This is a genomic window from Aquamicrobium lusatiense (assembly GCF_014201615.1).
Classification (GTDB): domain Bacteria; phylum Pseudomonadota; class Alphaproteobacteria; order Rhizobiales; family Rhizobiaceae; genus Mesorhizobium; species Mesorhizobium lusatiense.
Genome location: NZ_JACHEU010000001.1, coordinates 1,331,402 through 1,354,181 on the forward strand (window position 1 = coordinate 1,331,402; position 22,780 = coordinate 1,354,181).

Genomic DNA, 22,780 nt, shown 5'->3' on the forward strand with positions numbered 1-22,780 from the left:
AGGATGCGGTTCCCGTGCCGGTCTTTCGCCGACTTGTTGTTTTGCATCACCCACGCTTACGGTAACATCCGGCTGCGCGTTTAAAAGTGCTATTTCAGCTCCGCTGTGTTGCGCCAAACGCAACACCTGGCGCGCCGGCCGATGATGACAGAAGGCCGAAACGGGACTGCAAAAAGCGAAGTAGTTCCTGCGCCGCGAAAGAAATTTCGCGATCCCGGTGGATGCAGACGCTGACCCGGGATTCGGAAAGGACCGGCGTATCGACGGCAATCGAAACCAGACGGCCGGCAGCGACGTCATCCATCACCATGAAGCCGGGCATGAAGGCGATGGCTGCGCCGGTCATGGCCATGCGCTTGGCGAGTTCGAGAGAGTTCGTGTTGAGCGCAAGGTTAGGGGTCAGGCTTTCCTTGTGAAGGGCCTGGTCGATAAGCCGCCGCATGCCGAACGAGGTTTCAGGAAGCGCAAACGGATATGCTATGAGTTCCCGGAGTGTCACCTTTTCCCGGGTGGCCAAGGGATTTTCGGGTGCAACGAGACACTTCAACGGCTCTGAATAGTCCACAATTGTGGTCAGGTCGGTTCTTGAGGGACCGTTGAACGTGATTCCGATGTCGGTTTCATCGTTGATCACCGCCTCGACGATGCGGTCCGTGGATGCAAAATAGACATTGAACGCGATGGCAGGGTAACGTGCATGGAATTCGGCCAGCAGCTTGGGCATGAATTCTGCCACCAGCCCCTCCGGTCCATAGATCGTCACCTGTCCTCTTCTCAGGCCCTGCAGGTCGTCGATTGCACCGCGCACCCGTTCGAGATCGCGGAACATGCGCTGTGTCTGGCGAGCAAGCACCACCCCGGCATCCGTCAACCTCATGCCTTTCGCGATGCGCTCGAAAAGCCGGGCCCCGAATTCCTGTTCGAGATTTGCGATCATCCGGCTGATGGAAGAGGGCGTGACATGCAGAGTGTCCGCTGCGGATCGTACAGACCCCAATCTCGCAGTTTCATGAAAATAGCGAAGTGCAACAAACTCCATGATACCGCCTCGCGAGTAGATGTGTGGTGTTATGAGGATATCGGAGCTTTACGATTTGCCTAAGAGCTGTGTCCATATCGGCTGATATTTGAGCGCTGGGGTCGAAACTCAAACAAGCTTGCGTGTGCTGCAAGCGTCTGACTCCCTGCCGTCCGAAGGTTTTCAGGCGGATGCGGGAAGGATTGCCCTGCCGCCCATCGCCCGGCAGCGGCTGAGCGACGAAAATCCATGCGTTGAGCGATGATCGTAGCCGGCCCGGCGTTTTCGCCCTGACATCCGGGAAATACTCATGATCTCTCCGACGAAACGGTGCTGTTGGAGGGGATGGCGCGGGCCGGCTGCTGGCCGGTGCCTGCAAAAGGCGTCATCAGCTCGCATAGTTCTGAAGCAAGCCCAGGCATTTCTGCAAAGCCGCCCTGAGCCGTGAGAGAGTACTCACAGCCTTCATGGGCCCGTACCTTCCTTGTGTCGTGACTGGGACGCGATAAACACAGGCGGAATCTAAAGCGGGGCCATGGCACCAGGAGTGGAGCGAAATGTTCCGGAACAATATGTTCCTGATAAAATGTTTTGCGCATAACGGGATTGAAACGGAAACGGACAAAAACGTTATAAGTCAAATCATTATCAGGTTCCGTCCTGATCCGCGCGATTGGTATGGAACATGCTTTCCCTGAAGTCATAACAAAAACAGGGGACTGCAATCATGAAGCTCAGACTTTTCCTGCCCGTGCTTGTCGCGGGAGCATTGGCCCTGATTAACGTCACGGGGGCCTCCGCTCAGACCATCAAGGTGGGCCACTCCGATAATCAGGCGCATCCCAAGCATGAGGCATTCGTCCATTTCGCCAGACTTGTGGACGAGAAATCACAGGGTCGCCTCAAGGTCGAGATCTATCCTTCCGGTCAGCTCGGGGATGAAAGAGAGCTTCTGGAATCGCTGCAGACCGGAGCTATGCATCTCACCTCCGTTTCCAACGGCGTGATGTCGGCATTCGCACCGCAATTCATGCTGCTCGACATTCCTTTCAGCTTCAGCGACAGCGAATCCGCACGACGGGCGCTCGATGGAGCACAGGACATCCTGTTCACGGATCTGGACCGCATTGGCCTGCATGGCCTGTCGATCTGGGAGCAGGGCTTCCGGCAGGTCAGCTCCGCGAAGAAAGGTATTTCCGCGTCCGCTGACGTGCAGGGGCTGAAGCTGCGCACGATGGAAGCCCCGCTGCATGTGGAGGCTTGGCGCGCCATGGGCGCGAACCCCACGCCGATGTCCTGGGGGCAGGTCTATTCCTCCCTTCAGACCGGCATTATCGACGGGCAGGAAAATCCGCTCTACGTGGTGACGCAGGAGAAGCTTTTCGAAGTTCAGAAATTCGTTTCCCTGACCAATCATATCTATGATGCGATGCCCGTGGTCGCCAGCGAGAGCTGGTGGTCCTCCCTCTCCGATGACGACAGAAAGCTGATCACGGATGCGATGGCCGAGGCCACTTCCTTTCAGCGCGGACTTGTCGACGCCGCGGTGGAGAAGGCACGGACGGATCTGGCGGAACTCGGGGTTGAGATCACGGAACCGCCGGCCGACCAGATCGCCGCGCTGAAGGCGCAGGCACAGCCGCCGGTTATCTCCAGAATCCGCGACACACTGGGAGACGCGCCTGTCGATGCTTGGCTGGCTGTCATCGCTGAATAGCCGGGCAAAGCCATGACATCGCGGCGCGAACAATTTGTACAGCTTGCGCAAGGGCTGGTCTATCTGGTTCTGGCCCTTCCGGTTGCGCTTCTCTCCCTCATCCTCATCGCTCAGGTCGTCTTCAGATACGGCCTGAATTCCTCGCTGTACTGGAGCGAGGAGCTCTCCAGATACATACTTGTTCTGATAACCTTCATCGGGTCCTTGTATCTGCTGCAGCAGGACAGCCTGACCACCATTGAACTCGGCGTACGCTCCCGTGCGCGCAGTGTCCTGGGGCGGGCGATTGCTTTTGCGCCAACGCTGCTGTTCTTCGGCCTGCTCGGGTGGTCGGCTTTCTCGCTGATTTCCCGCACAGCCAGTCAGAAATCGATCGCCCTCGGCCTGCCCATGTGGCTGGTCTACTCACCGATGCTGGCCTGCGGAGTGGGAGGAGCACTGATCGTGCTCCTCAAGATCCTCCTGCCGAACACCCCGAGATAAAATCATGTCCCTCAGCCTGATCGTACTGGGGGCACTGTTCGTGCTCCTGCTGTTTCGCAACGTTCCTCTGATCGTTGCGATAGGTCTTCCCTGTGTTGTCTACATTCTGATGGAGGGCCTGCCCATCTCGCTGTTTGCCCAGCGTCTGTTCACGGGCATCGATATCTTCCTGTTGCTGGCAATCCCGCTCTTCGCCTTTGCCGGCGAGATCATGAACCAGGCCACCCTGACGGACAGGCTGGTGGCCTTCGCGCAATCTCTTGTCGGCCGCCTGCGGGGCGGGCTGGCCGCGGTGAACGTACTGTCCAGCATGTTCTTTTCAGGCATTACGGGCAGTGGCGCGGCCGATGTCTCGGCAACGGGCTCGCTGCTCATTCCGATGATGAAAAGGGCGGGATATTCTGCGGAATTCAGCGCGGCGCTGACCGCGATCTCCGCAATCATCGGGCCGATCATTCCGCCAAGCATCGTTCTCATCATGTATGGCTCTCTGTCGGGCACTTCGGTGGCGAGCCTGTTCATGGCAGGCATCGTGCCGGGACTTCTGATGAGCTGCGCCCATTTCGCAATGGCGGTTACGCTTTCCTACCGTCGCGGCTATCCGGCGGGAGAAGCCACGAGCATCCGGCGCATCGCCGAAACGGGCATTTCCGCCCTGCCTGCGCTTACCGTGCCGGCCATCATCATGGGGGCGATCGTCTTCGGCATCACCACCCCGACCGAGGCCAGTGCGCTTGCGGTGCTGCTGGCGATCGTGCTGGGCTCGCTGGTTTACAAGACCCTGACATGGTCCAAACTCTCCTCCAGCGCTTTCAGAGTTGGATCGGAAATGGCCGACACGATGCTCATCATCGGCGTTTCCAATCTGCTTGCGTGGATACTGGCCGTGGAACGGGTGCCGGTCATACTGGCGGATGCCGTACTCGGCATTACCACCGATCCCGTGTTCGTGCTGTTGCTCATCAACCTGATACTTCTGATCGTGGGCATGTTCCTGGACACGTTTCCCGCCCTCATCATCCTCACTTCCGTGCTGCTGCCGCTGGCGCAATCGGTGGGCGTCGATCCCATCCATTTCGGCATCATCATTTCCCTGAACCTGATGATCGGTGCCGTGACGCCGCCGGTGGGCATTCTGCTGTTCATCAGCACCCGCATCGCGCGCGCCAATGTCTTGGCAACGGTGAAGGAAACGCTGCCTTTCATCGGCGTGTCCCTCATCGTGCAGCTTATAGTTACCTTCACGCCCGCGATATCGTCGGGAGTGGCTTCACTTATCGACTGACCGACACCACGGATGCAGGCCAGCGCGCCGCATCCACAGCGAACGGGGAACTGGAATTGTCTGACACTGAACTTGGCCAGGACGGGAGCAAAAAAATGGATTGGGTCAAAGCGATAACGTTCGATTTCTGGGGGACGCTGGTGGATGTCGACAGCAGCGGCGAGACCGGAATGGCGAGGGTCATGGAACGGACAGGCCTTTCCGGCATGTCGTCGCGGGAGCTTTATCTGAAGTGGGATTTCGCGACGGTCCGCAGATACAGATCCGACGTCTGGCGACCCTATGTGCAATGGGGAGCACTTGCGCTCCGCGATGTTCTGGAGCCGCTCGGCGTCTCGCTGAGCGATGCGGAATTCGCCGAAAACGCGGAACTGCTGATTTCGACGATGACTTCACAGGCAAAGCCGCATCCTGAGGTTCCGGCGGTCATTGCCGCTCTGAAACGACGCTATCCGCTGATGCCCATCACCAACATGGATGACCGCCTGTTCGCGATGAACCCGTTCCGGGCCGAATTCGACCAGTATCTGACGGCTGAGGATGCGGGAGCCTTCAAGCCTTCGGCTATCATTTTCGGCAAAGCCATCGAGCGGCTTGGGGCGCCGGCGCAGTCCATTCTGCACGTCTCCCTGGCTCAGTTTGCCGATCTGGAGGGGGCCATGCCGATGGGCATGAAGGTCGCGTGGATCAATCGCGGCGGCGAGGCGCTCGGGCCCTTCACGCCACGTCCGCTTTTCGAGTTCAGCGATCTTAAGGGGCTGGGTGAACTGTTTGCAGTCTGAGGCGGCCATCGCCTGACGCAAGGTGCCGGCTGCGGCCGGCAAAAAACGGGAGGAAAACATGTCGTGGTTATTGAGAGCCGCAGCACTCGCTGCGGGGCTGGGTCTTTGCGCGCCTGTTGCACAGGCCGACACCAGGCTGGTCGTTGTCGGCCCTATGTCCGGTCAGTTTGCCAATTACTGGCCTCAGGTCGAGAGCGCCGGCAAGGCAGCAGCGGCGGAGGTCAACGAGAATGGCGGGATCATGGGAGAGCGGCTCGTCGTTGACTTCGCCGACGACGCCTGTGACCCGAGACAGGCCGTTTCGGTGGCAAACCGCAATGTGCAGCAAGGCTACACTGCCGTGATCGGGCACTTCTGTTCCGGCAGCTCGCTGGCCGCCTCGGACGTCTATGACGAGGAAGGGGTGCTGATGATTTCAGGAGCTTCCGTCAACTCCGCCCTGACCGACCGTGGCATGGCCCACGTCTTCCGCACGGTCGGGCGTGACGACCAGCAGGGAGAGGTTGCGGCCGCCGCAATTCTGGCGGAAGGGAAGGACAGGAAGGTTGCTCTGGTGCATGACAAGTCAGCCTTCGGCAAAGGTCTTGTCGACCAGACGAAAACCTATCTCGCGCAGGGCGGCCTCGCCCCCTCCTTCGAGGATTCCATCACTGCCGGAGAAAACGACTACTCGGCGCTCGTCACCCGCATCGTCACGCATGGGGCGGACGTGATCTATTTCGGCGGTTATCATCGCGAAGGCGGGCTGCTGATCCGACAGGCCAGAGAAGCCGGATTTACCGGAACCTTCATCAGCGGCGATGGCATCAAGGCGCAGGAATTCGCAACGATTGCAGGAGCCGCGGCAGATGGCGTGCTTCTGACCTTCTTCCCCGATGCGCGCGAGAACAGGGAAGCAGCTCCCGCGCTCGAACGGCTCACCGCGATGGGGTCGAGCGGCGACGGTTTCACGCTCTACATCTATGCGGCAATTCAGGCCTATGCGAATGCGGCAAATGCCGCCGGAAGCACCGATACCGAAGCCGTGGCGAAACAATTGCGCGCCGTGACCGTGCCGACAGTCGTGGGAGATCTCAGGTTCAACGAAAAAGGCGATGTCGATCGCAATCTCTACCGGCTTTATAAATGGCAGGGCGGCAGCATCACCGTCGTCGACTGAACCGCATCGTCCGGTAATGCCGGGCTTCTGAAAGACGTGTGCCGGACAGTATAAGGCGCATATCCCCTTTGCAGGATGCCCGGACCAGCGTGAGCCTGAGATATGGCCCCGACTGGTCCGGGCATTGCTGTTTCCAGCTCTGCCCACGACAAGATGCCCGGCGAGGCCAGGCGGACCTTAAGCGGAAATGTTTCATCCAGAATCTTGCGTATCATTGCCGGCAGCAAGCGGGCGCTTTCGTTCCGTGCAGCCGTCTTCTTCAGCTTTTCATCCGGGTGACTATCGCATGAACGGAACGAAATGTTCCGTATGGGATGAATTCACTCGTAATGAAATGATGGCAAAACCGCGCGGCAATAAGATGATTCAGAGAATACCATTTTAAATCAGTATGTTGAATTCAAGTGAACCGCCTTTTCAAAACTGGCCCGCTGTTTGCAGAGCAGGGGCAGGAAAAGGAGTTCAAAATGTCCGAGCAGCTAACCCTGGGCCAGAAGGCCAGCCTTGAGAACATTGTCACGGCGGAAATGACCGCTGACCGTTTTGCCGATGGTCCCGCCGAAAAATTCCCTGCCGTTCTGGCGACGCCCTTTCTGATCGCCGATCTCGAACGTGCCTGCGCGCTTCTGCTGACGCCGCTTCTTGAAGAGGGGCAGCTTTCGGTCGGCGCGCATATCGACGTACGCCATCTGGCGCCGACCGCCGTGGGAGGTCGTTACACGGCAACCGCAACCTTTATCGAGAACCGCTCTCCGCTGTTCTGGTTCGAGGTGGTCGCCGAAGACTCCGCCGGCATTATCGGCAAGGGCCGCATTGCCCGCGCCATCGTCTCGGAGGCGGCGATTCTTGCGCGCGCCGATCAGTCTGTCTCCGGCAGCTAGCCCTCACGCGCAAACAATTTCCAATCAATCAACGGCGGGATCATGACAGACAATTCGCATTTCCACCCCGATGTCGAGACGCTTTCCGAAACTGACATGGCGGCCCTGCAGGCGCGCAAATGGGAGCGGCAACGTGCCTATATGGCTTCTGCTTCAGCCTTCTACGGCAGGAAGCTTGGCAGCGCACTCAATGAGAGCCTGACGCTGGACGGTCTTCAGGACCTGCCACTGACCGACAAGGAGGAGCTGCGCGCCTCTCAGGAGGACGACTATCCGTTTGGCGACTACATTGCCTGCCGGCCCGAGGGCGTGGTGCGTATTCATCGCACCTCCGGAACAACGGGGCGCGCCCTCATTCTGGCCAACAGCGCCAATGATGCGCACATCATCGCCCAGCAGGGCGCGCGCGGCATGTGGGCATCGGGGCTGCGGCCGTCCGACAGGGTGGTTCATTGCCTGAACTATCAGATGTGGACAGGCGGCGTCACGGATCACCTGACCCTTGAGGCCACCGGCGCCACGGTTCTTCCCTATGGCGTAGGCGGTGCCAGCAAGCTGATCGAGGTGATCCGTGATCTGGGCATCACCGCAATTTCCTGCACCCCGTCCTATCCGGCACTTCTGGAACGGATCGTGCGCGACGAGTACGGCCTGACCCCGCGCGATCTCGGCCTCAGGCTGGCGCTGTTCGGCGGTGAGGCGGGCCTTGATAATCTCGGTTTCCGCAAGGCCATGGAGGATGTCTGGGGTTTCGGGGTCCGCAATGCCAATTTTGGGCTGAGCGAGGTGATGAGCACCATGGGCAGCCAGTGCGAGCACACCACCGACCTTCACTTCCTCAGCAGCGACGTGGTGTTTGCGGAGCTGCTCGACCCGGCCTCCGGCCAGCGTCTGAAAATAGCGGAAGGCGTCAGCGGCGAGCTTGTCTGCACGCATCTGGAAAAGGAATGCCAACCGCTGATCCGCTATCGCACCCGCGATGTGATCACCGTCACCGGCACCGGGCCCTGCAGTTGCGGACGGACCTCGTTCCGCTTTCGCGTCAGCGGCCGCACCGATGACATGTTCAACGTGCGGGGCGTGAACGTCTTTCCGTCCGCCATACACAAGGTGATCGCCGCCGCGGGTGACATGGCCTCGGGTCATTTCAGGATCATGCTGGCCGGACCCGGCCCCTATGACCGCATTGCGATCAAAGCTGAGGCCGCCGCCGGCCTTGCGAGCGAGGACTGGGCAAGCGTCACCGCCGAACTGGAAAAGCGGGTACGCGACACCGTAGGGGCCAGCGCCACAATCGAGATGGTGCCGTTTGAAAGCCTGCCCCGCACAGACGGCAAGACTTCGCTGGTGGAAAGGATCTGACCATGTCGTTCGTCGATTTCAGGAAACAGGGCCATATCGGGACGGTGACGCTGAACCGCCCGGATCGGCTCAATGCCATTTCCACCACGCTGGCGTCGGATCTGCATGATGCGCTGTTCGCCGTCTCCGCCGATCCGGATATCCGCGTCATCGTGCTCAGCGGCGAAGGCCGCGCCTTCTGCGCAGGCGACGATCTCAAGGAGTTCGATCTGCAAACGGCCAGCGATGCGGCAACGGTTCGCCATATCGAGGCGATCCAGCGCATCACCCGTGACCTTATGTTCTGCGACAAGCTCGTCGTTGGAGCAGTTCATGGTTTCGCGGTCGGCGGCGGCTTCGAGTGGATGCTCAACTGCGATCTGATCGTGGCCTCTGAAGATCTGGTGGCGTTTTTCCCCGAAACGGAATGGGGACAGTTCCCCACGGGCGGGGTGACGCATCTGCTGCCGCAGGCCATCGGCTACCAGCAGGCAATGGAGCTTCTGGTTCTGGGCGAGCGGCAGACCGCGCAGGCCCTTCTGCATCGCGGGCTGGTGAACTGGGTGGTCCGGCGCGAGGACATGATGGCCAAAGCCCTCGAAGTCGCCGGCGTCGCGGCGGCCAAATCGCCGTTTTCGGTCTCGCGCCTGAAGCGCCTGCTCACCCGGGATATTTCGGGCGGGCTCGGACGCGCCTTGGATCTGGAGGAGACGATCACCATCAAGGCCTTCAAAACGCCGGAAGCGCGAGCGCGGTCCTCCAACTTCCCCACCAAGAACTAGCCGGCCAAGGGAGGAGGAACCATGGAGTATTTCGCGCAGCAAGTGCTGAACGGACTGACGATCGGCAGCGTTTATGGGCTGATCGCAGTGGGTTACACGATGGTCTACGGCATCGTGGGCATGATCAATTTCGCGCATGGCGAAATTTATATGATCGGAGCATTCGTCGGCGTGATCGTGCTGACGGTTCTGGGCTCTCTTGGCATAACCTTCGTGCCGCTGCTGATTGCAGTGGCGCTGATCGCCTCGATCGTGATCACCTCGGTCTACGGTTATACGCTTGAAAAGGTTGCCTATAGGCCGCTGCGCGGCTCCACCCGCCTCGCCGCGCTGATTTCGGCGATCGGCATGTCGATCTTCCTGCAGAACTTCGTTCTTCTGGTGCAGGGCGCACGGGTCAAATCCGTGCCGCAGCTGATCACTGAGCGCCATGTCCTCTATGACGGGGGTCCCGGCGCCATGGTCACCGTTACCAACAGCCAGCTCCTGATCATGGGGGTGGCCGCCGTGGTGATGCTCGCATTCGGCTTCCTGGTCGCAAAGACGCCTCTTGGCCGGTCGCAGAGAGCCTGCGCTCAGGACAAGGTGATGGCAGCCTATCTCGGCGTGCAGGTGGATCGCACCATTGCCACCACATTCGTTCTGGGCGCGGCCCTCGCAGCCGTCGCCGGCGTTCTCGTCAGCCTCTATTACGGCGTGGTCGATTTCTTTGTCGGCTTCGTTGCCGGCATCAAGGCGTTTACCGCTGCGGTTCTGGGAGGAATCGGGTCGATCAAAGGCGCGTTTCTGGGCGGGATCATACTCGGTCTCGTGGAGGCTCTGTGGTCGTCCTATCTGTCCTTCGCCTACAAGGACGTGGCAGCCTTCTCGCTTCTGATCCTCATCCTGCTGGTCCGGCCGACAGGGCTGATCGGCCGCCCCGAAACCGAGAAAGTGTGAGGCCGGCCATGACCGAGATCAGGAACCAGCAAGGCGGCCTGCCGTGGCGTGACGCCTTCTTCGGAAGCATCCGGGCTTTCATTCTCTCCGTAGCCATAGTTGGGATGCGGACAACGTCTGATGAAACCGGCGTCCTGTGGATCGACTACAAGCCGTGGGATGTCGTCACCATCGTTGCCACCGTGTTCGTGGTGCGGCTTCTGCTGCCCTCAGCGCGCGGCGCGCACAGCCTGCTTGTCGGGCTGGCCGCGCTGGTGTCGGTGTTCGCGATCATCGGCTATGCGCGGCACTTCGGGGAAATCCAGTTCGCCACCTTTCTGGTGGCCGGACTTGTGCTCAGTGTAGCCGGCTTCGCCTCGGTTGCGGCCGCAAACGAAAGAATGCGAACCCTGCTCACCCCGGCGAGCCAGCCGGTGACGGCGGGAGCCCTTGCCAGACGCGCGTCCCGGAACCGCGGTCTGGTGCTGCTTGGCCTTGCCGCCGCCGTGCTCTTTCCCTTCTTCCCGTTCGCCGACCGCTACTGGCTCGATCTGGCGATCCTCATCCTGACCTATCTGGTTTTGGGATGGGGGCTGAACATCGTTGTCGGGCTCGCCGGCCTCCTCGATCTGGGTTTCGTCGCATTTTACGCGGTGGGCGCCTATGCCTATGCGCTGCTTGCCATCCATCTGGATGTGAGCTTCTGGCTGGCGCTGCCGCTGGCGGCACTGCTTGCTGCTTTCGCCGGCTTCCTGCTTGGATTTCCGGTGTTGCGGCTACGCGGCGATTACTTCGCCATCGTCACGCTGGGCTTCGGCGAAATCATCCGCATCGTGCTGCTGAACTGGTCGGAAATGTCGGGCGGGCCGGATGGGCTGACCGGCGTTCCGCGTCCGTCCTTCTTCGGCATCGCGGGATTTGAGCGCAATCCATCCGAGGGCGAAACGGCGTTTCACCAACTCTTCGGCCTCGAATTCTCAACCATGCACCGCATCGTGTTTTTGTATTTCATAGTTCTGGCTCTGGCCGTTCTGGCCAGCTACGTCGCAAAGACGCTGCGACGGATGCCGATCGGCCGGGCATGGGAAGCCTTGCGTGAGGATGAGATCGCCTGCCAGGCGGTTGGCATCAGCCGGGCCAGCATCAAGCTCTGGGCGTTCATGATCTCCGCGGCCTTCGGCGGCATGGCGGGAGCCTTCTTCGCAACGCGGCAGGGCTATGTCAGCCCGGAAAGCTTCACCTTCATCGAATCCGCCATTGTTCTGGCAATCGTGGTGCTGGGCGGCATGGGCAGCCAGCTGGGCGTGTTTCTGGCCACCCTGCTGATCATTGGCCTGCCGGAAGCTTTCCGCGAGGTCGAGCAATACCGGATGCTCGTTTTTGGCGCAGCCATGGTGCTGGTGATGATCTGGAAACCGGGCGGGCTGCTGGCTGGCCGGGAGCCATCCGTGCGCTATGCGCAGGTGAAGAACCGTATGCGCAGGAAATTGTCAGCGCTGGAGGAAACACCGTGAGCCCGCTTCTGAAAGTTTCCGATCTTACCATGCGCTTCGGCGGGCTGACGGCCATCGATGCTTTGAGTTTCGAGGCCGAGCAGAGAAAGATCACCTCGCTGATCGGCCCGAACGGGGCCGGCAAAACGACCGTCTTCAACTGCCTGACCGGCTTCTACCGGCCGGGCGGCGGCAGCATCAGCCTGTCGGATGACACAGGCACGCTTGAACTCACCCGCATGACCGGCCACAGGATCAATGCCCGTGGCCGGGTGGCAAGAACCTTCCAGAACATCCGGCTCTTTGCGCGCATGACGGTTCTGGAGAACCTTCTTGTCGCCCAGCATGTGTCGCTTCACCGGTCGTGGTTTCCGGCAGTGGGCGGATTGTGGAATTCAGCCGCCTACAGGCAGGCACAGGAAAAGGCGATCGACGTTGCGGCATCATGGATCGAGCGCCTCGACCTTGAGGACTGGGCCGATCAGGAAGCCGGATCGCTGCCCTACGGCCACCAGCGCCGCCTGGAGATAGCCCGCGCGATGTGTACCGGCCCCAGATTGCTTTGTCTCGACGAACCTGCTGCCGGCCTCAATGGCGCGGAATCGGTCCAGCTTGCGAAACTTCTGGAGGAAATGCGCACCGAATTCGGCGTCGGAATCCTGCTGATCGAGCATGACATGAAAATGGTCATGGACATCTCGCACCACGTGATCGTCCTCGATTACGGCCGCAAGATTGCACAGGGCAGTCCTCAGGAAGTCCGAAACGATCCGGCCGTTATCCGCGCCTATCTCGGCGCCGAACAGGACGACGATCTCGACGACCTTATCGGGGACGACACCACAGGCCGGGAGATTGAGGCATGACCCTGCTTTCTGTGAGAAATGTTCAGGCCTTTTACGGCGCCATCGAAGCCCTGAAGGGCGTATCGCTCGATGTGGCTCAAGGGGAGATCGTGGCGCTGATCGGCGCCAACGGCGCGGGCAAGACCACGCTGATGTCCACCATCTGCGGCAGACCGAAGCCCGGCGCCGGCACCATCTCGTTTGCCGGTGAAAACATTGCCGGGCTGGAAAGCCATGACATCGCCCGGCGCAATATAGCGATATCGCCTGAGGGGCGACGCATTTTTCCGCATATGAGCGTGACCGAAAACCTGCTGATGGGCGGGTGGCTCACCAGCAAGGCCGCGCAGCGGTCCAATCTCGACAAGGTGTTCGATCTGTTTCCCAGACTTGCGGAGCGCAGGGCACAGATGGGAGGAACCCTTTCGGGCGGCGAACAGCAGATGCTGGCCATCGGGCGCGCGCTGATGTCGGAGCCAAGGCTTTTGCTGCTGGACGAGCCTTCGCTCGGACTGGCTCCGCAGATCGCAAAGACGATCTTTCGGACGCTGGTCGAGATCAACCGCAATCTGGGCACATCGATCCTGCTCGCCGAGCAGGACGCCTTCCATGCTCTCAGGATTTCCAGCCGGGGTTACGTCATGGTCACGGGCACCATTCATCTTTCGGGCACATCGCAGGCCCTGCTCTCGGATCCGGCCGTGAGGGCGGCATATCTGGAGGGCGGCGGTTGACCCCCGAACAATGGCGGCACAAACTCTATCGTCCGTAATATATCGTGCCGAATTCAGGAAAATGCCGGAAATGCCCGAGATACTGGAACTACAGGCGAGGTTTCTGTCAGGCGAGCTGACGGAACTGCCGGACGGCTGTGTTTCCCGCGAGATCGGGCGCTCCTGGAAAAGGCTGCGCAGCAAGAACATATCGCAGTCGCGAGGGTTCAGCCGGCCTGCGGACAACGCCGCGCCTGCCATGTCGGAGGCGCTTGTCCAGTCGATCAGGAAAATCGGGCCTCAGTTGCGGTCTCTGGCCGGAAACCCCGACGAATGCATCTGTGTGCTGATCGATGCCGCCGGCACGCTCGCAGCCTTCGACGGCGGCGAGGTGATTACCCGGCGGCTGGCCGGCTCGGGATGGCGCAGCGCCATGTCGTTCCTTGAGGACCATGCAGGCTCGAACGCGCTCGATCTTTGCCTGCGGGACCGTGCCCCGGCCCGGACCGGAACGTCGGATCATACGGTAGAGGCCCTGCACGACATCGTCATCTTCGCCCATCCCCTGCTGGCGCAGAACGGAGAACCGCTGGGCGGGCTGGGGCTGCTCATGCAGGCGGACGGCAATCCCGGCGATGCCCGTTCGGTGATCGCGATTTCGGCGATGATGCTTGAGCTGATGCTTCAGGTCGACATTTCCAACACCAATCTTGAGCGGCTGTTCGCCGAACAGAAGGCCATAGCCAACGCGATGAAGGACGGCACCATGGTCGTGAACCGGGCAGGCGTCATCGAATATATGAACCTGCCGGCCTGCCGCATCCTGAAGGTCGATCCGGAGCAGTCGATCGGCCGCCGGCTTGCCGATGTTCTGGGCTTTGAACCGGTCATCGCGCCGATTTTTGAAAGCGGCATCGGCTATTCCGACGAAGAGGTTCGCATCAGAAACGAGTTCGCGAACCTGCATCTGGTCGATACGGCCGTACCGATCAAGGACGGGGCCGGACGCGTTCTTTCTGTGGTCAACACGTTCCGGGAGTTCGGCAGCGTTGCCAGGGTCACCCAGAAATTTGGCGGCAACCAGGCCCATTACTCCTTCGACAGCATCATCGGACGCTCACCCGCCTTGCTGCACGCGGTGGCGACGGCACGCAAGGCGGCGGTCGGCTCATCGAATGTGCTCATCAATGGCGAGAGCGGAACCGGCAAGGAACTGTTCGCGCAGGGCATTCATCTGGCGAGCGCACGTTCCGGCGGACCTTTCGTCGCCGTTAACTGTGCGGCGCTGCCGCGTGACCTCATCGAGGCCGAGCTTTTCGGCTACATGCCCGGAAGCTTCACCGGCGCGCACAAATCCGGCAGGCCGGGCAAATTCGAGATCGCCTCGGGCGGCACGATTTTTCTGGATGAGATTTCAGAAATGCCGATGGACGTGCAGGCAAAGCTTCTGCGTGTTTTGCAGGAGCGTGAGGTGACGCGTCTCGGTGCGTCGGACCCTCTGCCGGTGGATGTCAGGGTCGTCGCGGCCCTGAACCAGAACATTCGCGACCTTGTTGCGGCCCGGCTGTTTCGTGAGGACCTGTTCTATCGCCTCAACGTGATCGAAATCACCGTTCCGGCTCTCCGGGATCGGGAAGGCGATATCCGGCTTTTGCTGCAGCATTATCTGCATCACTACGCCCACCTGCTGAAGAAGCCTGCAAAAGGCTTTGCCGAAAGGGTTCTCGATCGGCTGGAAGCCTATTCCTGGCCCGGCAATGTGCGTGAGCTTCAGAATGTCGTGGAACGCATGGTGAATTTCTCCGACGATGCTCTCATCGACAGCGATGTCGAACTCGCGGGCGAAGAGCGCGGCCATGGTTCGGCGCCCGCCGGCAACCCGGCCAGATCTGATCCGGTGCTCACGCTTGCCGAGCTTGAGCATGACGCCGTGCGAAACGCTCTTGCACTGGCGCGCTACAACGTAACCCGGGCCGCAGAACTGCTTGGCACCACCAAGCCCCGGCTCTATCGCATGATCAAGCGTCACGGCATCAGGCTGGAACGCACCGGCAGCCAGTTTTAGCGGCTGCCCGAGAAGTCGTGCGAAAATCGCAGCGCCGGGGGCTTGAGTGTCAGATCGAGGCGAGTTTCCGGGCCGGGCAGCGTTTCCGGATTGCAATGGTGGAGGCGCAGGAACGCGCCCGGAACGCAGGCAAGCATGTCCGCGAAATTCCCGCTTCCCATCGACGGCGGACCATTGCGGTCAGCCGTATCCTTGTCAGAAGCCGTTGCGGCAGCATCCGCAAAGGCTTCGGCAGGAGCGAGTGGGTTCTCCAGCAGCTTGACGCGCGCGTCACCGCGATCCGGTGTCTCTGCCGCTATGATTGCAGCTGGATCGCCTGTGGCTGCCGCTGCAGCCCGATAATGCCCAGTATCAGCCTCGTGATGACATGTGCGGTTGCGCCGCCCACATCTTTTGCGGGCTGGTATTCCGTAAACACGATGCCAGCCAACCGGTTGTTCCGGGCGAGATGGTTGAGAAGAATTGCCGTCTGTATGAATGTCAGTCCGCCGGGCTCGATTGCGCCCACGCCGGGGGCCACCGACGGGTCCATGCCATCGCAATCCAGCGAAACGACCCATCGTCTGGAAAGATCGAGAGAGTCGGCGACTGCTTTTGCTCCATCCTGATGGACATCCCAGGCGGTCACAATCCTGTTGCCGGCGCTGAGCGCCGCCTCCACTTCTTCACGGCGGGCACTGCCGATGGAGCGGGCTCCGACATGGACCAGATCATGGACGCAGGCATAGTCCCGGATGCGCCGCATGGGGCTGGAAAAACCGTCGCGCCGGCCGTTTATCTCGTCACGAAAATCGATATGGGCATCGATCTGGAGAATGTTGATCTCCTCCTGCCCGTCGAAGGGGGCAACAAGCATGGGAGGTACCGAATCCATGCCGCCAATCACGACCGGCACGACACCGGCCTTTACCAGCGGACCGAGAATTGCTGCCGCATCCGCGACGATGGATTCGGGATCCCTCACATTTGCAGCAATGTTGCCGAGGTCGGTCAGGTTCGGTTTGCCATCCTCGAACTGCGGTTCGCCGATGTCGAAATTCCAGTGCGTGAGAAATCGCGTGTAGGCGTGATCCACCGCGGCAGCGCGAACCTTGTCGGCGCTGCCGGCGGCAGCCGACAGTTCCCAGGCCTCGTATGAGGGGCCGTAAGGTATGCCGAGGAAGGCGTATGGTGTCCTGACGCCGGCCGGATCGGAACTGTTTTCAGAGCCCAGAAATGTGGGAAGGGAAGGGGAGAGCATGACTGTAATCCGAATGTTACTCTAGAATTCTGCGCAGGAAGGTGCGGGTTCGCTCGTGCTCGGGATTGACCAGCACATCCTGTGGCTTGCCTTGTTCCACCACGACGCCGCCGTCCATGAACATGACGCGGTCCGCAACGCTGCGGGCAAAGCCGATCTCGTGGGTCACAACGATCATCGACATCGCATGTGAATCGGCAAGCGAGCGCATGACGTCGAGAACCTCGCCCACCAGTTCGGGGTCGAGTGCGGATGTCGGCTCGTCGAACAGCATGACGGAAGGTTCCATCGCCAGCGCCCGCGCAATGGCAACCCGCTGCTGCTGGCCGCCGGAAAGGGCGCCGGGATAGGTGTCGATCTTTTCTGCAAGACCGACCTGCTTCATGAGCCGCTCGGCGCGCTGCGAGGCTTCAGCCGCTGAGAGGCGAAGAACCCGCCTAGGCGCTTCCATGATGTTCTGGCGTGCCGTCAGGTGCGGAAACAGGTTGAAGCGCTGGAACACCATGCCCATGGCTGCGCGTTGCTTCTGTATCTCGCGCTCGGGCAGTTCATGAAAGGCATCACCAGAGCGACGATAGCCCACGGGCACGCCGTTGAACTCAATCATGCCGCCGTCGGGCCGTTCCAGATGGTTGATGCAGCGAAGCAGGGTGCTTTTGCCCGACCCGGATGGTCCAAGGATGCACAGCACTTCACCCTTGGCCAGATCTAGGTCGACACCTTTCAGCACCTCCAGTGCGCCGAACGATTTCCGGATACCGCGTGCGCGGATCGGGTTCACTGCGGAGCCGCTCATGGACGCACCACCGATCTCGCGAAATGCCGCTCAATACCGGACTGTATGATCATCAGGATCGTGCTGACGATCAGATACCACAGGCTGGCGACGAGAAGCATCGGGATGACTTCGAAGTTGCGGGAGGAGATGAGCTGTGTCGAATAGAGCAGGTCAGGCAGGGCAATGACGCTCACCAGCGAGGTATATTTCAGCATGGACAGCGTCTCGTTTCCGGTGGGTGGAATGATGACGCGCATGGCTTGCGGCATCACGATGCGCCGGAAGGAGTCCCATGACGACATGCCAAGCGCACGGGACGCCTCACGCTGACCTGAATCCACCGAGTTGAGACCCGAGCGCACGATTTCGGCCATGTAGGCGCCTTCGTTAAGGGACATGGCGATGATGGCCGCGCTGATGGCGGTTATCACGCTGTTGGTGTCGACCTCAACGAACGATGGCATGAAGGGAAGGCCAAGGCCCAGCCTGGGATAGAGGGCCGCCAGATTGTACCAGAAGATGATCTGGACCAGCAGCGGAATGGCGCGGAATATCCAGATGTAGCCTTTCGCGACCGATGACAGGACCGGATTGCTGCTGGCTGCGGAAACCGCAACGATGATCCCGAGCACGAGCGACAGCGTCATGGAAATCGCCGTGAGCATCAGTGTGGTGACGAGGCCTGCCATAACCTGTGGCGAGAAGAAATATTCGGCGACGACGGGCCATCCGAAACCCGGATTGGTGAGGATCGAATAGAGCGCATTTGCAAGCACGAGGATGACGGCCACCGCCGCCACCCAGGTCCATGACTGTCGGCGCGGCAAAAGCCGCGCCGATGCGAGTTGCTCGTCCGTAAGCACGGATGGCACTCCAGCCTGTTTGTTGGTCATCACCATTACTGGCTGGCGCCGCCGTTGATGACGGCCTTGGTGACATGAGACTGCTGGATAAAGCCGTTGCGTTCCATGATCTCCGCATAGGTGCCGTCGGCGATCATTGTATCAAGCGTCTCGGCGATCAACGGACCGAGCGGCGAGCCTTTCGGCACGGCAATGCCGCACGGGCCGAAGTTGAACGGCTCGCCAACCATCCTGAACTGTTCGGGCTGCTTGTTGGCCAGCATGCCAACATAGATGAGGTCGCTCATCGCCACGTCGGTGCGACTGCTGGTCAGTGCCGTAATCTGCGCATTGGTGTCGGGGAAGAGCTGGACGTCGATGGCTGGCTTGCCATCTGCGACGCATTTTTCCGACTGTGCGGAAATCGAAAGCGATTCCATGGAGCCGCGCAGCGCCGAAGCCTTCAGGCCGCATACGTCATCGAGAGAAGCGATTTTCTGTTCAGAGTTGGCCTTCTGCAACATTGCGGAGCCACCCATGATGTGGTCGACGAAGTCGACCTTCTTCTGGCGGACCGGCGTGTCCAGCATGTCGGACATGATGATGTTGATGCGGTTGGCTTCAAGGCTGGGGATGAGGGAATCGAAGCCGAGATTGTTGACTTCAAGCTTCAAACCCAGACGCTTGGCGATCTCGGCGGCGAGGTCCGGTTCGACACCGACATAAACGTCGCTGGTGCCTTCCTTGATCCCGGTCCATGGCAGGCCAATGCTGGATGTCGTTCCCAGCACCAGAACACCCGATGTCTTTATGGCGTCAGGAAGCCTTTCGTCAGGGGCGGCAAGGCTGGGCGATGCAAATGCCACGCATGACATCAGCGCCATGACGGGAAGCAGAGATGCTAGTTTCCGCATAAGTTTTTCCTCCGGCTGTGGGCTATGGGAACCCGTTTCTGTCTGGGGTTCAACCGTGCCGCCTGCAACGGCGCGGTTGTTTCCTCTTTTGCTTTTTAGATGCGGATAAGCGGCTGATGGGCGCAGCGGAAAGAGCCGCCGGCCATGCAGGGCACGCGATAGGGAATGCGAATGACCTCAAATTGACGGGCAGAAAGCGCTTCCGCCACCGGGTTGAGAGCCTCTTCCGAGGGAACCACGACGGTACGGTCGTCAAGCACGAGATTGTTGCAGCCCATGTGTCCCTTGGCGAGGCTCTTCGGAACGGAAAAGACATCCCAGTCCTTCATGAAAGCCGGCAGACCTTCAGGCAGCGCCTCCATGCACGCGACTGCAACGCCTTCGCGCGGCGTCATCAGCACGCAGTCGAGATGCGGGAACATCGGATCGATCTTCACCGTCTGGACCCGGTATTCGGGACCGAGCATATGTTGCAGCCAGCGCGCGCCTTCCGGATTGCTGCAGCCGCCCGAATTGCCGACCAGGACATCCTTGCCCAGCACGAAGACGTCGCCGCCTTCCAGATATCCCCAGCCGGGGCCTTCATTGTAATCGTCTGCTCCGCCGTCAGGCTGGGAGAAATAGCGCGCGCCGCGGTCCATGGTTGCGGCGAGAATTTCGCGGATGGCAAAGCGCTGGCGGCGGTGGAAGAAACTGCGCGGCGCCAGTTCAATAACGTTGTTGCCAATGGTTACGAACGGATCGCGCATCCATGGTGTGGAAACGCCATGGTCCTGTCCGCGTGGATATTTGCGGTTTTCGGCGCTTATCTCGCCAGCGACATGAACCTTGACGCCATGACTTTCCAGCAGGCTGATCGCGCCTTTGATCTGGCTGCTGAATTCGGCAAACAGCTCCGGCCAAGCATCTTTGACGTCACGGCCCTGGTTGTTCGCCCAGAACTCGCCGAATTCGCCCTGCGCACGGAGCTTCACATCGCTGAGGAAAACGGGAAGAACCCAGGTTTCGGGTGATCCATAGACGCACTCCCGGAGTGCTGCCCATTCGGACTCCACATAAATCTGGTCCTGCGGTGAATCCACCGTCGCCGACGCCGAAGCAACCATGCATTCCTCCACACATTGCAAGGTGCGTAAGCGTTCACTGAAATGAGGATTTCCGAAAGTCCAAAGGACGCAATCGAACTTGCAGAAAGTGCAAGTTATGGGCAGGCGCCGGAATTGAGGCGGCTATCGTTTGCGGAAGCAGTCGAGCATGGCCCGGATCGCCCGGCGTTTGGCTGCATCGCGACGGTAGGCGAAATGGAACTGCACATCGATAGGCGTGTGACGTGTCTTTATTTCGACTAACTGGATATCACCCGTGCTCTGTACAAGGTGAGAAGGAAGCAGTGCGCATCCCACACCGGCCAGAACGGAGGCCAGAATGGCTTCCAGAGTGCTGCCGCGAGCGACCACCTGAAAAGGATATTCACGCTCGAAAGCCTTGAAGATATCGGTGCGATATTCCCGCGCAATGTAGGGGATGCGCTGCTGCATCTGGCTCTGCGGCCGCTCATCCATATGGAAGGCCAGATCAAAATAGGGGGAATGGCGCGCGATATAGAGCTGATGACTCTCAATGAATGCAGGCTCGTAAACCAGTTGCTCCAGATCCTCGGGCTGGCCGGTAATGCCGACATCGAGCTTGCTGTCCCTCACATACATGTCGATGATGGAAACCGTATGCATGCTGACGCTGACCTGCATGTCCGGGAACATGCGGTGCATTCGGGCGAGCGCCGCCACTATGCCGGCGTTCGGATTGGTGATCACGCTGTCGATCGTGCCAAGCATCAACGTGCCGCCCAGAGACTGGCGGGTATTTTCCACTGTCTCCTCGAAAGATTGTAGTGACGACCGCAGGCCGACTGCGGCCTGATAAACGTCCTCGCCCTGCGGCGTGAGCGAAAAACCGGATCGGCCGCGCCTGCACAATTCAAGGCCAAGACGCGTTTCAAACGCGCTGAGGTCGCGGCTCACGCTGGAGAGGCTCACACCAAGACGATACGCTGCCGAAGACAGGCCGCCATGCTCGACGACGGCGAGAAAGGTACGCAGGTGGCGTACATCGTAGCTGGAAGTCAGGAAGCGGGCCATGCGAACTCTCACTTGCGCGAAACAGCAAGTGAACTAATCATCTTGAACCTTTCTTCGCAACATCGCAGCCCCTAGGCTCACCGCTGCAGGCATGCGGTGTTCCGGGGGAGATTGCCGCTGCCTCCCTCAGGAGGATGAAATCGACAATGGCCGGCTTTACGATAGACACTCGGCGCATGCTTGCGGATCTGGACGCGCTGCGCGGCATCGGCGCGGTGGAAACCGGCGTGGTGCGCCCGGCCTATTCCGAAACCGATCGTTTGGCGAGGGCCTGGCTGGTCGAGCGCATGGAAGCGGCGGGGCTGGCGGTTTGCGTCGATGCCATCGGCAATGTCTTCGGCCTGCCGCCCGGCGAGGATAAATGCATTCTGGTCGGCTCGCATTCCGATACCCAGCCCGAAGGCGGCTGGCTGGATGGCGCTTACGGGGTGATTGTCGGGCTCGAAATCGCACGGGCAAGCCTGGAACGGGGCGGTCCTCCCGTGGCCTGCGTTTCGTTTCAGGATGAAGAAGGGCGTTTTTCCAGCCTTGCCGGAAGCCGTGTCTGGGCAGGGCTGATGTCGCAGGACGAAGCCGATGAAAGCCGTGACGTGACCGGGCTGCGCCTCGGGCAGGCCCGGCTGGAGCGGGAGGGCCTTCCGGCTTCCCGCGAAGTCTCTCCCGACCGTTTTTCGGCATTCCTCGAAATCCACATCGAGCAGGGGCCGATACTGGATACAACCGGCGAGCGCATCGGCGTCGTGGAGAACATCGTCGGCATCCGAACCGAGAAGATGAGTTTCCTCGGCGAGCAGAACCATGCCGGGACGACGCCGATGCATCTGCGCCGCGATGCCTTTCAGGGTCTGAACCGCTTTGTTTCCCTGATCAATGAGAGACTGGCCGAGGTGGCCGCCCCGGCCACCGTCTGGACGGTCGGGCATGTGGACCTTCACCCCAACGCCAATTCGATTGTTCCGGGCCGGGTGGATTTCACGATCCAGTGGCGCGATGCGGACACTGCCCGGCTCGACCGCATGACGGAGATCATCTATGCCGCCGCAGGCGAGGCTGCTTCAGATCTCGGTCTCGAATGGGAGCGTTTCGGCTGTGATCTGATCGCGCCGACCCGGTCGGATGCGGCATTGGTGGAAGCTTTGGCAGCGGCGGCGGCGCAACTTGCGCCGGGGAAATGGCGCCGGATGCCTTCCGGCGCCCTGCACGATTCAGCCTGTGTGTCGAATGTGATGCCAATGGCCATGCTGTTCGTGCCTTCAAGGGGTGGCATCAGCCACAATTTCTCCGAAGACACCGACAGAGACGATCTGGCGCTGGGTGGTGAGGTGCTGGCCATGGCTGTCGCCAGACTGGGTGAGCGGATTTGACCGGCAAAGAAGGCCCCGCGGC

The 22,780-nt window shown here is 60.4% G+C and carries 22 protein-coding genes and 1 pseudogene; 14 read left to right on the forward strand and 9 right to left on the reverse strand.

Annotated elements, in window-relative coordinates; all coding sequences use genetic code 11:
- Positions 1 to 94 precede the first annotated feature (94 nt).
- Together HNR59_RS06400 and HNR59_RS20715 are read right to left on the reverse strand one after the other, a co-directional pair.
- Positions 95 to 829: a substrate-binding domain-containing protein gene (locus HNR59_RS06400; protein WP_246374625.1), complete on the reverse strand. Its 735-nt coding sequence runs from the start codon at positions 827 to 829 to the stop codon at positions 95 to 97.
- A 39-nt stretch (positions 830 to 868) separates the two neighbouring features.
- Positions 869 to 1,039 (reverse strand): annotated as a pseudogene (locus tag HNR59_RS20715) (LysR family transcriptional regulator); the annotation flags it as partial.
- Between the two features lie 706 nt (positions 1,040 to 1,745).
- Here HNR59_RS20715 and HNR59_RS06405 point away from each other — a divergent pair.
- From HNR59_RS06405 to HNR59_RS06465, 13 genes are all read left to right on the forward strand, one after another.
- Positions 1,746 to 2,735, forward strand: a complete 990-nt coding sequence (locus tag HNR59_RS06405) for a TRAP transporter substrate-binding protein (protein ID WP_183827507.1) — start codon at positions 1,746 to 1,748, stop codon at positions 2,733 to 2,735.
- 12 nt (positions 2,736 to 2,747) lie between these two features.
- Positions 2,748 to 3,218, forward strand: a complete 471-nt coding sequence (locus tag HNR59_RS06410) for a TRAP transporter small permease (protein WP_183827510.1) — start codon at positions 2,748 to 2,750, stop codon at positions 3,216 to 3,218.
- 4 nt (positions 3,219 to 3,222) lie between these two features.
- Entirely contained in the window at positions 3,223 to 4,503 is a 1,281-nt protein-coding gene (locus tag HNR59_RS06415) for a TRAP transporter large permease (RefSeq protein WP_183827512.1), read from the forward strand.
- A 95-nt stretch (positions 4,504 to 4,598) separates the two neighbouring features.
- Complete coding sequence (locus tag HNR59_RS06420; RefSeq protein WP_183827515.1) at positions 4,599 to 5,285, forward strand: HAD family hydrolase; 687 nt, start codon at positions 4,599 to 4,601, stop codon at positions 5,283 to 5,285.
- Positions 5,286 to 5,343: 58 nt separating this feature from the next.
- Entirely contained in the window at positions 5,344 to 6,444 is a 1,101-nt protein-coding gene (locus tag HNR59_RS06425) for a branched-chain amino acid ABC transporter substrate-binding protein (RefSeq protein WP_183827519.1), read from the forward strand.
- 467 nt (positions 6,445 to 6,911) lie between these two features.
- On the forward strand, positions 6,912 to 7,325 hold the full coding sequence (locus HNR59_RS06430; protein WP_183827522.1) for a thioesterase family protein: 414 nt from the start codon (positions 6,912 to 6,914) through the stop codon (positions 7,323 to 7,325).
- 42 nt (positions 7,326 to 7,367) lie between these two features.
- The gene (locus tag HNR59_RS06435; protein ID WP_183827525.1) at positions 7,368 to 8,687 is read left to right on the forward strand and encodes a phenylacetate--CoA ligase family protein; all 1,320 of its coding nucleotides are present in this window, start codon (positions 7,368 to 7,370) and stop codon (positions 8,685 to 8,687) included.
- Positions 8,688 to 8,689: 2 nt separating this feature from the next.
- Positions 8,690 to 9,448: an enoyl-CoA hydratase/isomerase family protein gene (locus HNR59_RS06440; protein ID WP_183827528.1), complete on the forward strand. Its 759-nt coding sequence runs from the start codon at positions 8,690 to 8,692 to the stop codon at positions 9,446 to 9,448.
- A 21-nt stretch (positions 9,449 to 9,469) separates the two neighbouring features.
- On the forward strand, positions 9,470 to 10,387 hold the full coding sequence (locus HNR59_RS06445) for an ABC transporter permease subunit (RefSeq protein ID WP_183827531.1): 918 nt from the start codon (positions 9,470 to 9,472) through the stop codon (positions 10,385 to 10,387).
- Between the two features lie 8 nt (positions 10,388 to 10,395).
- Entirely contained in the window at positions 10,396 to 11,880 is a 1,485-nt protein-coding gene (gene livM, locus HNR59_RS06450; RefSeq protein ID WP_246374519.1) for a high-affinity branched-chain amino acid ABC transporter permease LivM, read from the forward strand.
- Positions 11,881 to 11,909: 29 nt separating this feature from the next.
- Positions 11,910 to 12,725 (forward strand): ABC transporter ATP-binding protein, encoded by an 816-nt coding sequence (locus HNR59_RS06455; protein WP_183831392.1) that lies wholly within the window; start codon positions 11,910 to 11,912, stop codon positions 12,723 to 12,725.
- Positions 12,722 to 13,438, forward strand: coding sequence for an ABC transporter ATP-binding protein (locus HNR59_RS06460; protein ID WP_183827534.1), 717 nt, complete (start codon positions 12,722 to 12,724; stop codon positions 13,436 to 13,438). The genes HNR59_RS06455 and HNR59_RS06460 overlap by 4 nt, the downstream gene beginning before the upstream one ends.
- A 70-nt stretch (positions 13,439 to 13,508) precedes the next feature.
- The gene (locus tag HNR59_RS06465; RefSeq protein ID WP_183827537.1) at positions 13,509 to 15,482 is read left to right on the forward strand and encodes a sigma-54 interaction domain-containing protein; all 1,974 of its coding nucleotides are present in this window, start codon (positions 13,509 to 13,511) and stop codon (positions 15,480 to 15,482) included.
- Here the strand turns inward: HNR59_RS06465 and HNR59_RS06470 are convergent.
- The 7 genes from HNR59_RS06470 to HNR59_RS06500 all read right to left on the reverse strand — a co-directional run bounded on the left by HNR59_RS06470 (position 15,479) and on the right by HNR59_RS06500 (position 21,394).
- Entirely contained in the window at positions 15,479 to 15,619 is a 141-nt protein-coding gene (locus HNR59_RS06470) for a hypothetical protein (protein ID WP_183827541.1), read from the reverse strand. The two genes, HNR59_RS06465 and HNR59_RS06470, sit on opposite strands and share 4 nt — an antisense overlap.
- Before the next feature lie 158 nt (positions 15,620 to 15,777).
- On the reverse strand, positions 15,778 to 16,722 hold the full coding sequence (locus tag HNR59_RS06475; RefSeq protein WP_183827544.1) for an arginase family protein: 945 nt from the start codon (positions 16,720 to 16,722) through the stop codon (positions 15,778 to 15,780).
- Positions 16,723 to 16,738: 16 nt separating this feature from the next.
- The gene (locus tag HNR59_RS06480) at positions 16,739 to 17,518 is read right to left on the reverse strand and encodes an amino acid ABC transporter ATP-binding protein (RefSeq protein ID WP_183827547.1); all 780 of its coding nucleotides are present in this window, start codon (positions 17,516 to 17,518) and stop codon (positions 16,739 to 16,741) included.
- Complete coding sequence (locus HNR59_RS06485; RefSeq protein WP_210307220.1) at positions 17,515 to 18,393, reverse strand: amino acid ABC transporter permease; 879 nt, start codon at positions 18,391 to 18,393, stop codon at positions 17,515 to 17,517. The genes HNR59_RS06480 and HNR59_RS06485 overlap by 4 nt, the downstream gene beginning before the upstream one ends.
- A 5-nt stretch (positions 18,394 to 18,398) precedes the next feature.
- On the reverse strand, positions 18,399 to 19,256 hold the full coding sequence (locus tag HNR59_RS06490; RefSeq protein ID WP_183827550.1) for an ABC transporter substrate-binding protein: 858 nt from the start codon (positions 19,254 to 19,256) through the stop codon (positions 18,399 to 18,401).
- A 95-nt stretch (positions 19,257 to 19,351) separates the two neighbouring features.
- Positions 19,352 to 20,362, reverse strand: coding sequence for a dimethylarginine dimethylaminohydrolase family protein (locus HNR59_RS06495; protein WP_183827552.1), 1,011 nt, complete (start codon positions 20,360 to 20,362; stop codon positions 19,352 to 19,354).
- A 123-nt stretch (positions 20,363 to 20,485) separates the two neighbouring features.
- A complete protein-coding gene (locus HNR59_RS06500; protein WP_183827555.1) occupies positions 20,486 to 21,394 on the reverse strand; it encodes a LysR family transcriptional regulator in 909 nt (302 codons plus the stop codon).
- Between the two features lie 176 nt (positions 21,395 to 21,570).
- On the opposite strand from HNR59_RS06500, the gene HNR59_RS06505 reads away from it, so the two are divergent.
- Positions 21,571 to 22,758 (forward strand): hydantoinase/carbamoylase family amidase, encoded by a 1,188-nt coding sequence (locus HNR59_RS06505; RefSeq protein ID WP_210307221.1) that lies wholly within the window; start codon positions 21,571 to 21,573, stop codon positions 22,756 to 22,758.
- The last annotated feature ends 22 nt before the right edge of the window (positions 22,759 to 22,780 follow it).

Bases quoted from the DNA above. Each gene is read 5' to 3' on its own strand.
- HNR59_RS06400 (WP_246374625.1), bottom strand. From the start codon at position 829: ATGTTCCGCGATCTCGAACGGGTGCGCGGTGCAATCGACGACCTGCAG.
- HNR59_RS06405 (WP_183827507.1), top strand. From the start codon at position 1,746: ATGAAGCTCAGACTTTTCCTGCCCGTGCTTGTCGCGGGAGCATTGGCC.
- HNR59_RS06410 (WP_183827510.1), top strand. From the start codon at position 2,748: ATGACATCGCGGCGCGAACAATTTGTACAGCTTGCGCAAGGGCTGGTC.
- HNR59_RS06415 (WP_183827512.1), top strand. From the start codon at position 3,223: ATGTCCCTCAGCCTGATCGTACTGGGGGCACTGTTCGTGCTCCTGCTG.
- HNR59_RS06420 (WP_183827515.1), top strand. From the start codon at position 4,599: ATGGATTGGGTCAAAGCGATAACGTTCGATTTCTGGGGGACGCTGGTG.
- HNR59_RS06425 (WP_183827519.1), top strand. From the start codon at position 5,344: ATGTCGTGGTTATTGAGAGCCGCAGCACTCGCTGCGGGGCTGGGTCTT.
- HNR59_RS06430 (WP_183827522.1), top strand. From the start codon at position 6,912: ATGTCCGAGCAGCTAACCCTGGGCCAGAAGGCCAGCCTTGAGAACATT.
- HNR59_RS06435 (WP_183827525.1), top strand. From the start codon at position 7,368: ATGACAGACAATTCGCATTTCCACCCCGATGTCGAGACGCTTTCCGAA.
- HNR59_RS06440 (WP_183827528.1), top strand. From the start codon at position 8,690: ATGTCGTTCGTCGATTTCAGGAAACAGGGCCATATCGGGACGGTGACG.
- HNR59_RS06445 (WP_183827531.1), top strand. From the start codon at position 9,470: ATGGAGTATTTCGCGCAGCAAGTGCTGAACGGACTGACGATCGGCAGC.
- livM (WP_246374519.1), top strand. From the start codon at position 10,396: ATGACCGAGATCAGGAACCAGCAAGGCGGCCTGCCGTGGCGTGACGCC.
- HNR59_RS06455 (WP_183831392.1), top strand. From the start codon at position 11,910: ATGCGCTTCGGCGGGCTGACGGCCATCGATGCTTTGAGTTTCGAGGCC.
- HNR59_RS06460 (WP_183827534.1), top strand. From the start codon at position 12,722: ATGACCCTGCTTTCTGTGAGAAATGTTCAGGCCTTTTACGGCGCCATC.
- HNR59_RS06465 (WP_183827537.1), top strand. From the start codon at position 13,509: ATGCCCGAGATACTGGAACTACAGGCGAGGTTTCTGTCAGGCGAGCTG.
- HNR59_RS06470 (WP_183827541.1), bottom strand. From the start codon at position 15,619: ATGCTTGCCTGCGTTCCGGGCGCGTTCCTGCGCCTCCACCATTGCAAT.
- HNR59_RS06475 (WP_183827544.1), bottom strand. From the start codon at position 16,722: ATGCTCTCCCCTTCCCTTCCCACATTTCTGGGCTCTGAAAACAGTTCC.
- HNR59_RS06480 (WP_183827547.1), bottom strand. From the start codon at position 17,518: ATGAGCGGCTCCGCAGTGAACCCGATCCGCGCACGCGGTATCCGGAAA.
- HNR59_RS06485 (WP_210307220.1), bottom strand. From the start codon at position 18,393: ATGACCAACAAACAGGCTGGAGTGCCATCCGTGCTTACGGACGAGCAA.
- HNR59_RS06490 (WP_183827550.1), bottom strand. From the start codon at position 19,256: ATGCGGAAACTAGCATCTCTGCTTCCCGTCATGGCGCTGATGTCATGC.
- HNR59_RS06495 (WP_183827552.1), bottom strand. From the start codon at position 20,362: ATGGTTGCTTCGGCGTCGGCGACGGTGGATTCACCGCAGGACCAGATT.
- HNR59_RS06500 (WP_183827555.1), bottom strand. From the start codon at position 21,394: ATGGCCCGCTTCCTGACTTCCAGCTACGATGTACGCCACCTGCGTACC.
- HNR59_RS06505 (WP_210307221.1), top strand. From the start codon at position 21,571: ATGCTTGCGGATCTGGACGCGCTGCGCGGCATCGGCGCGGTGGAAACC.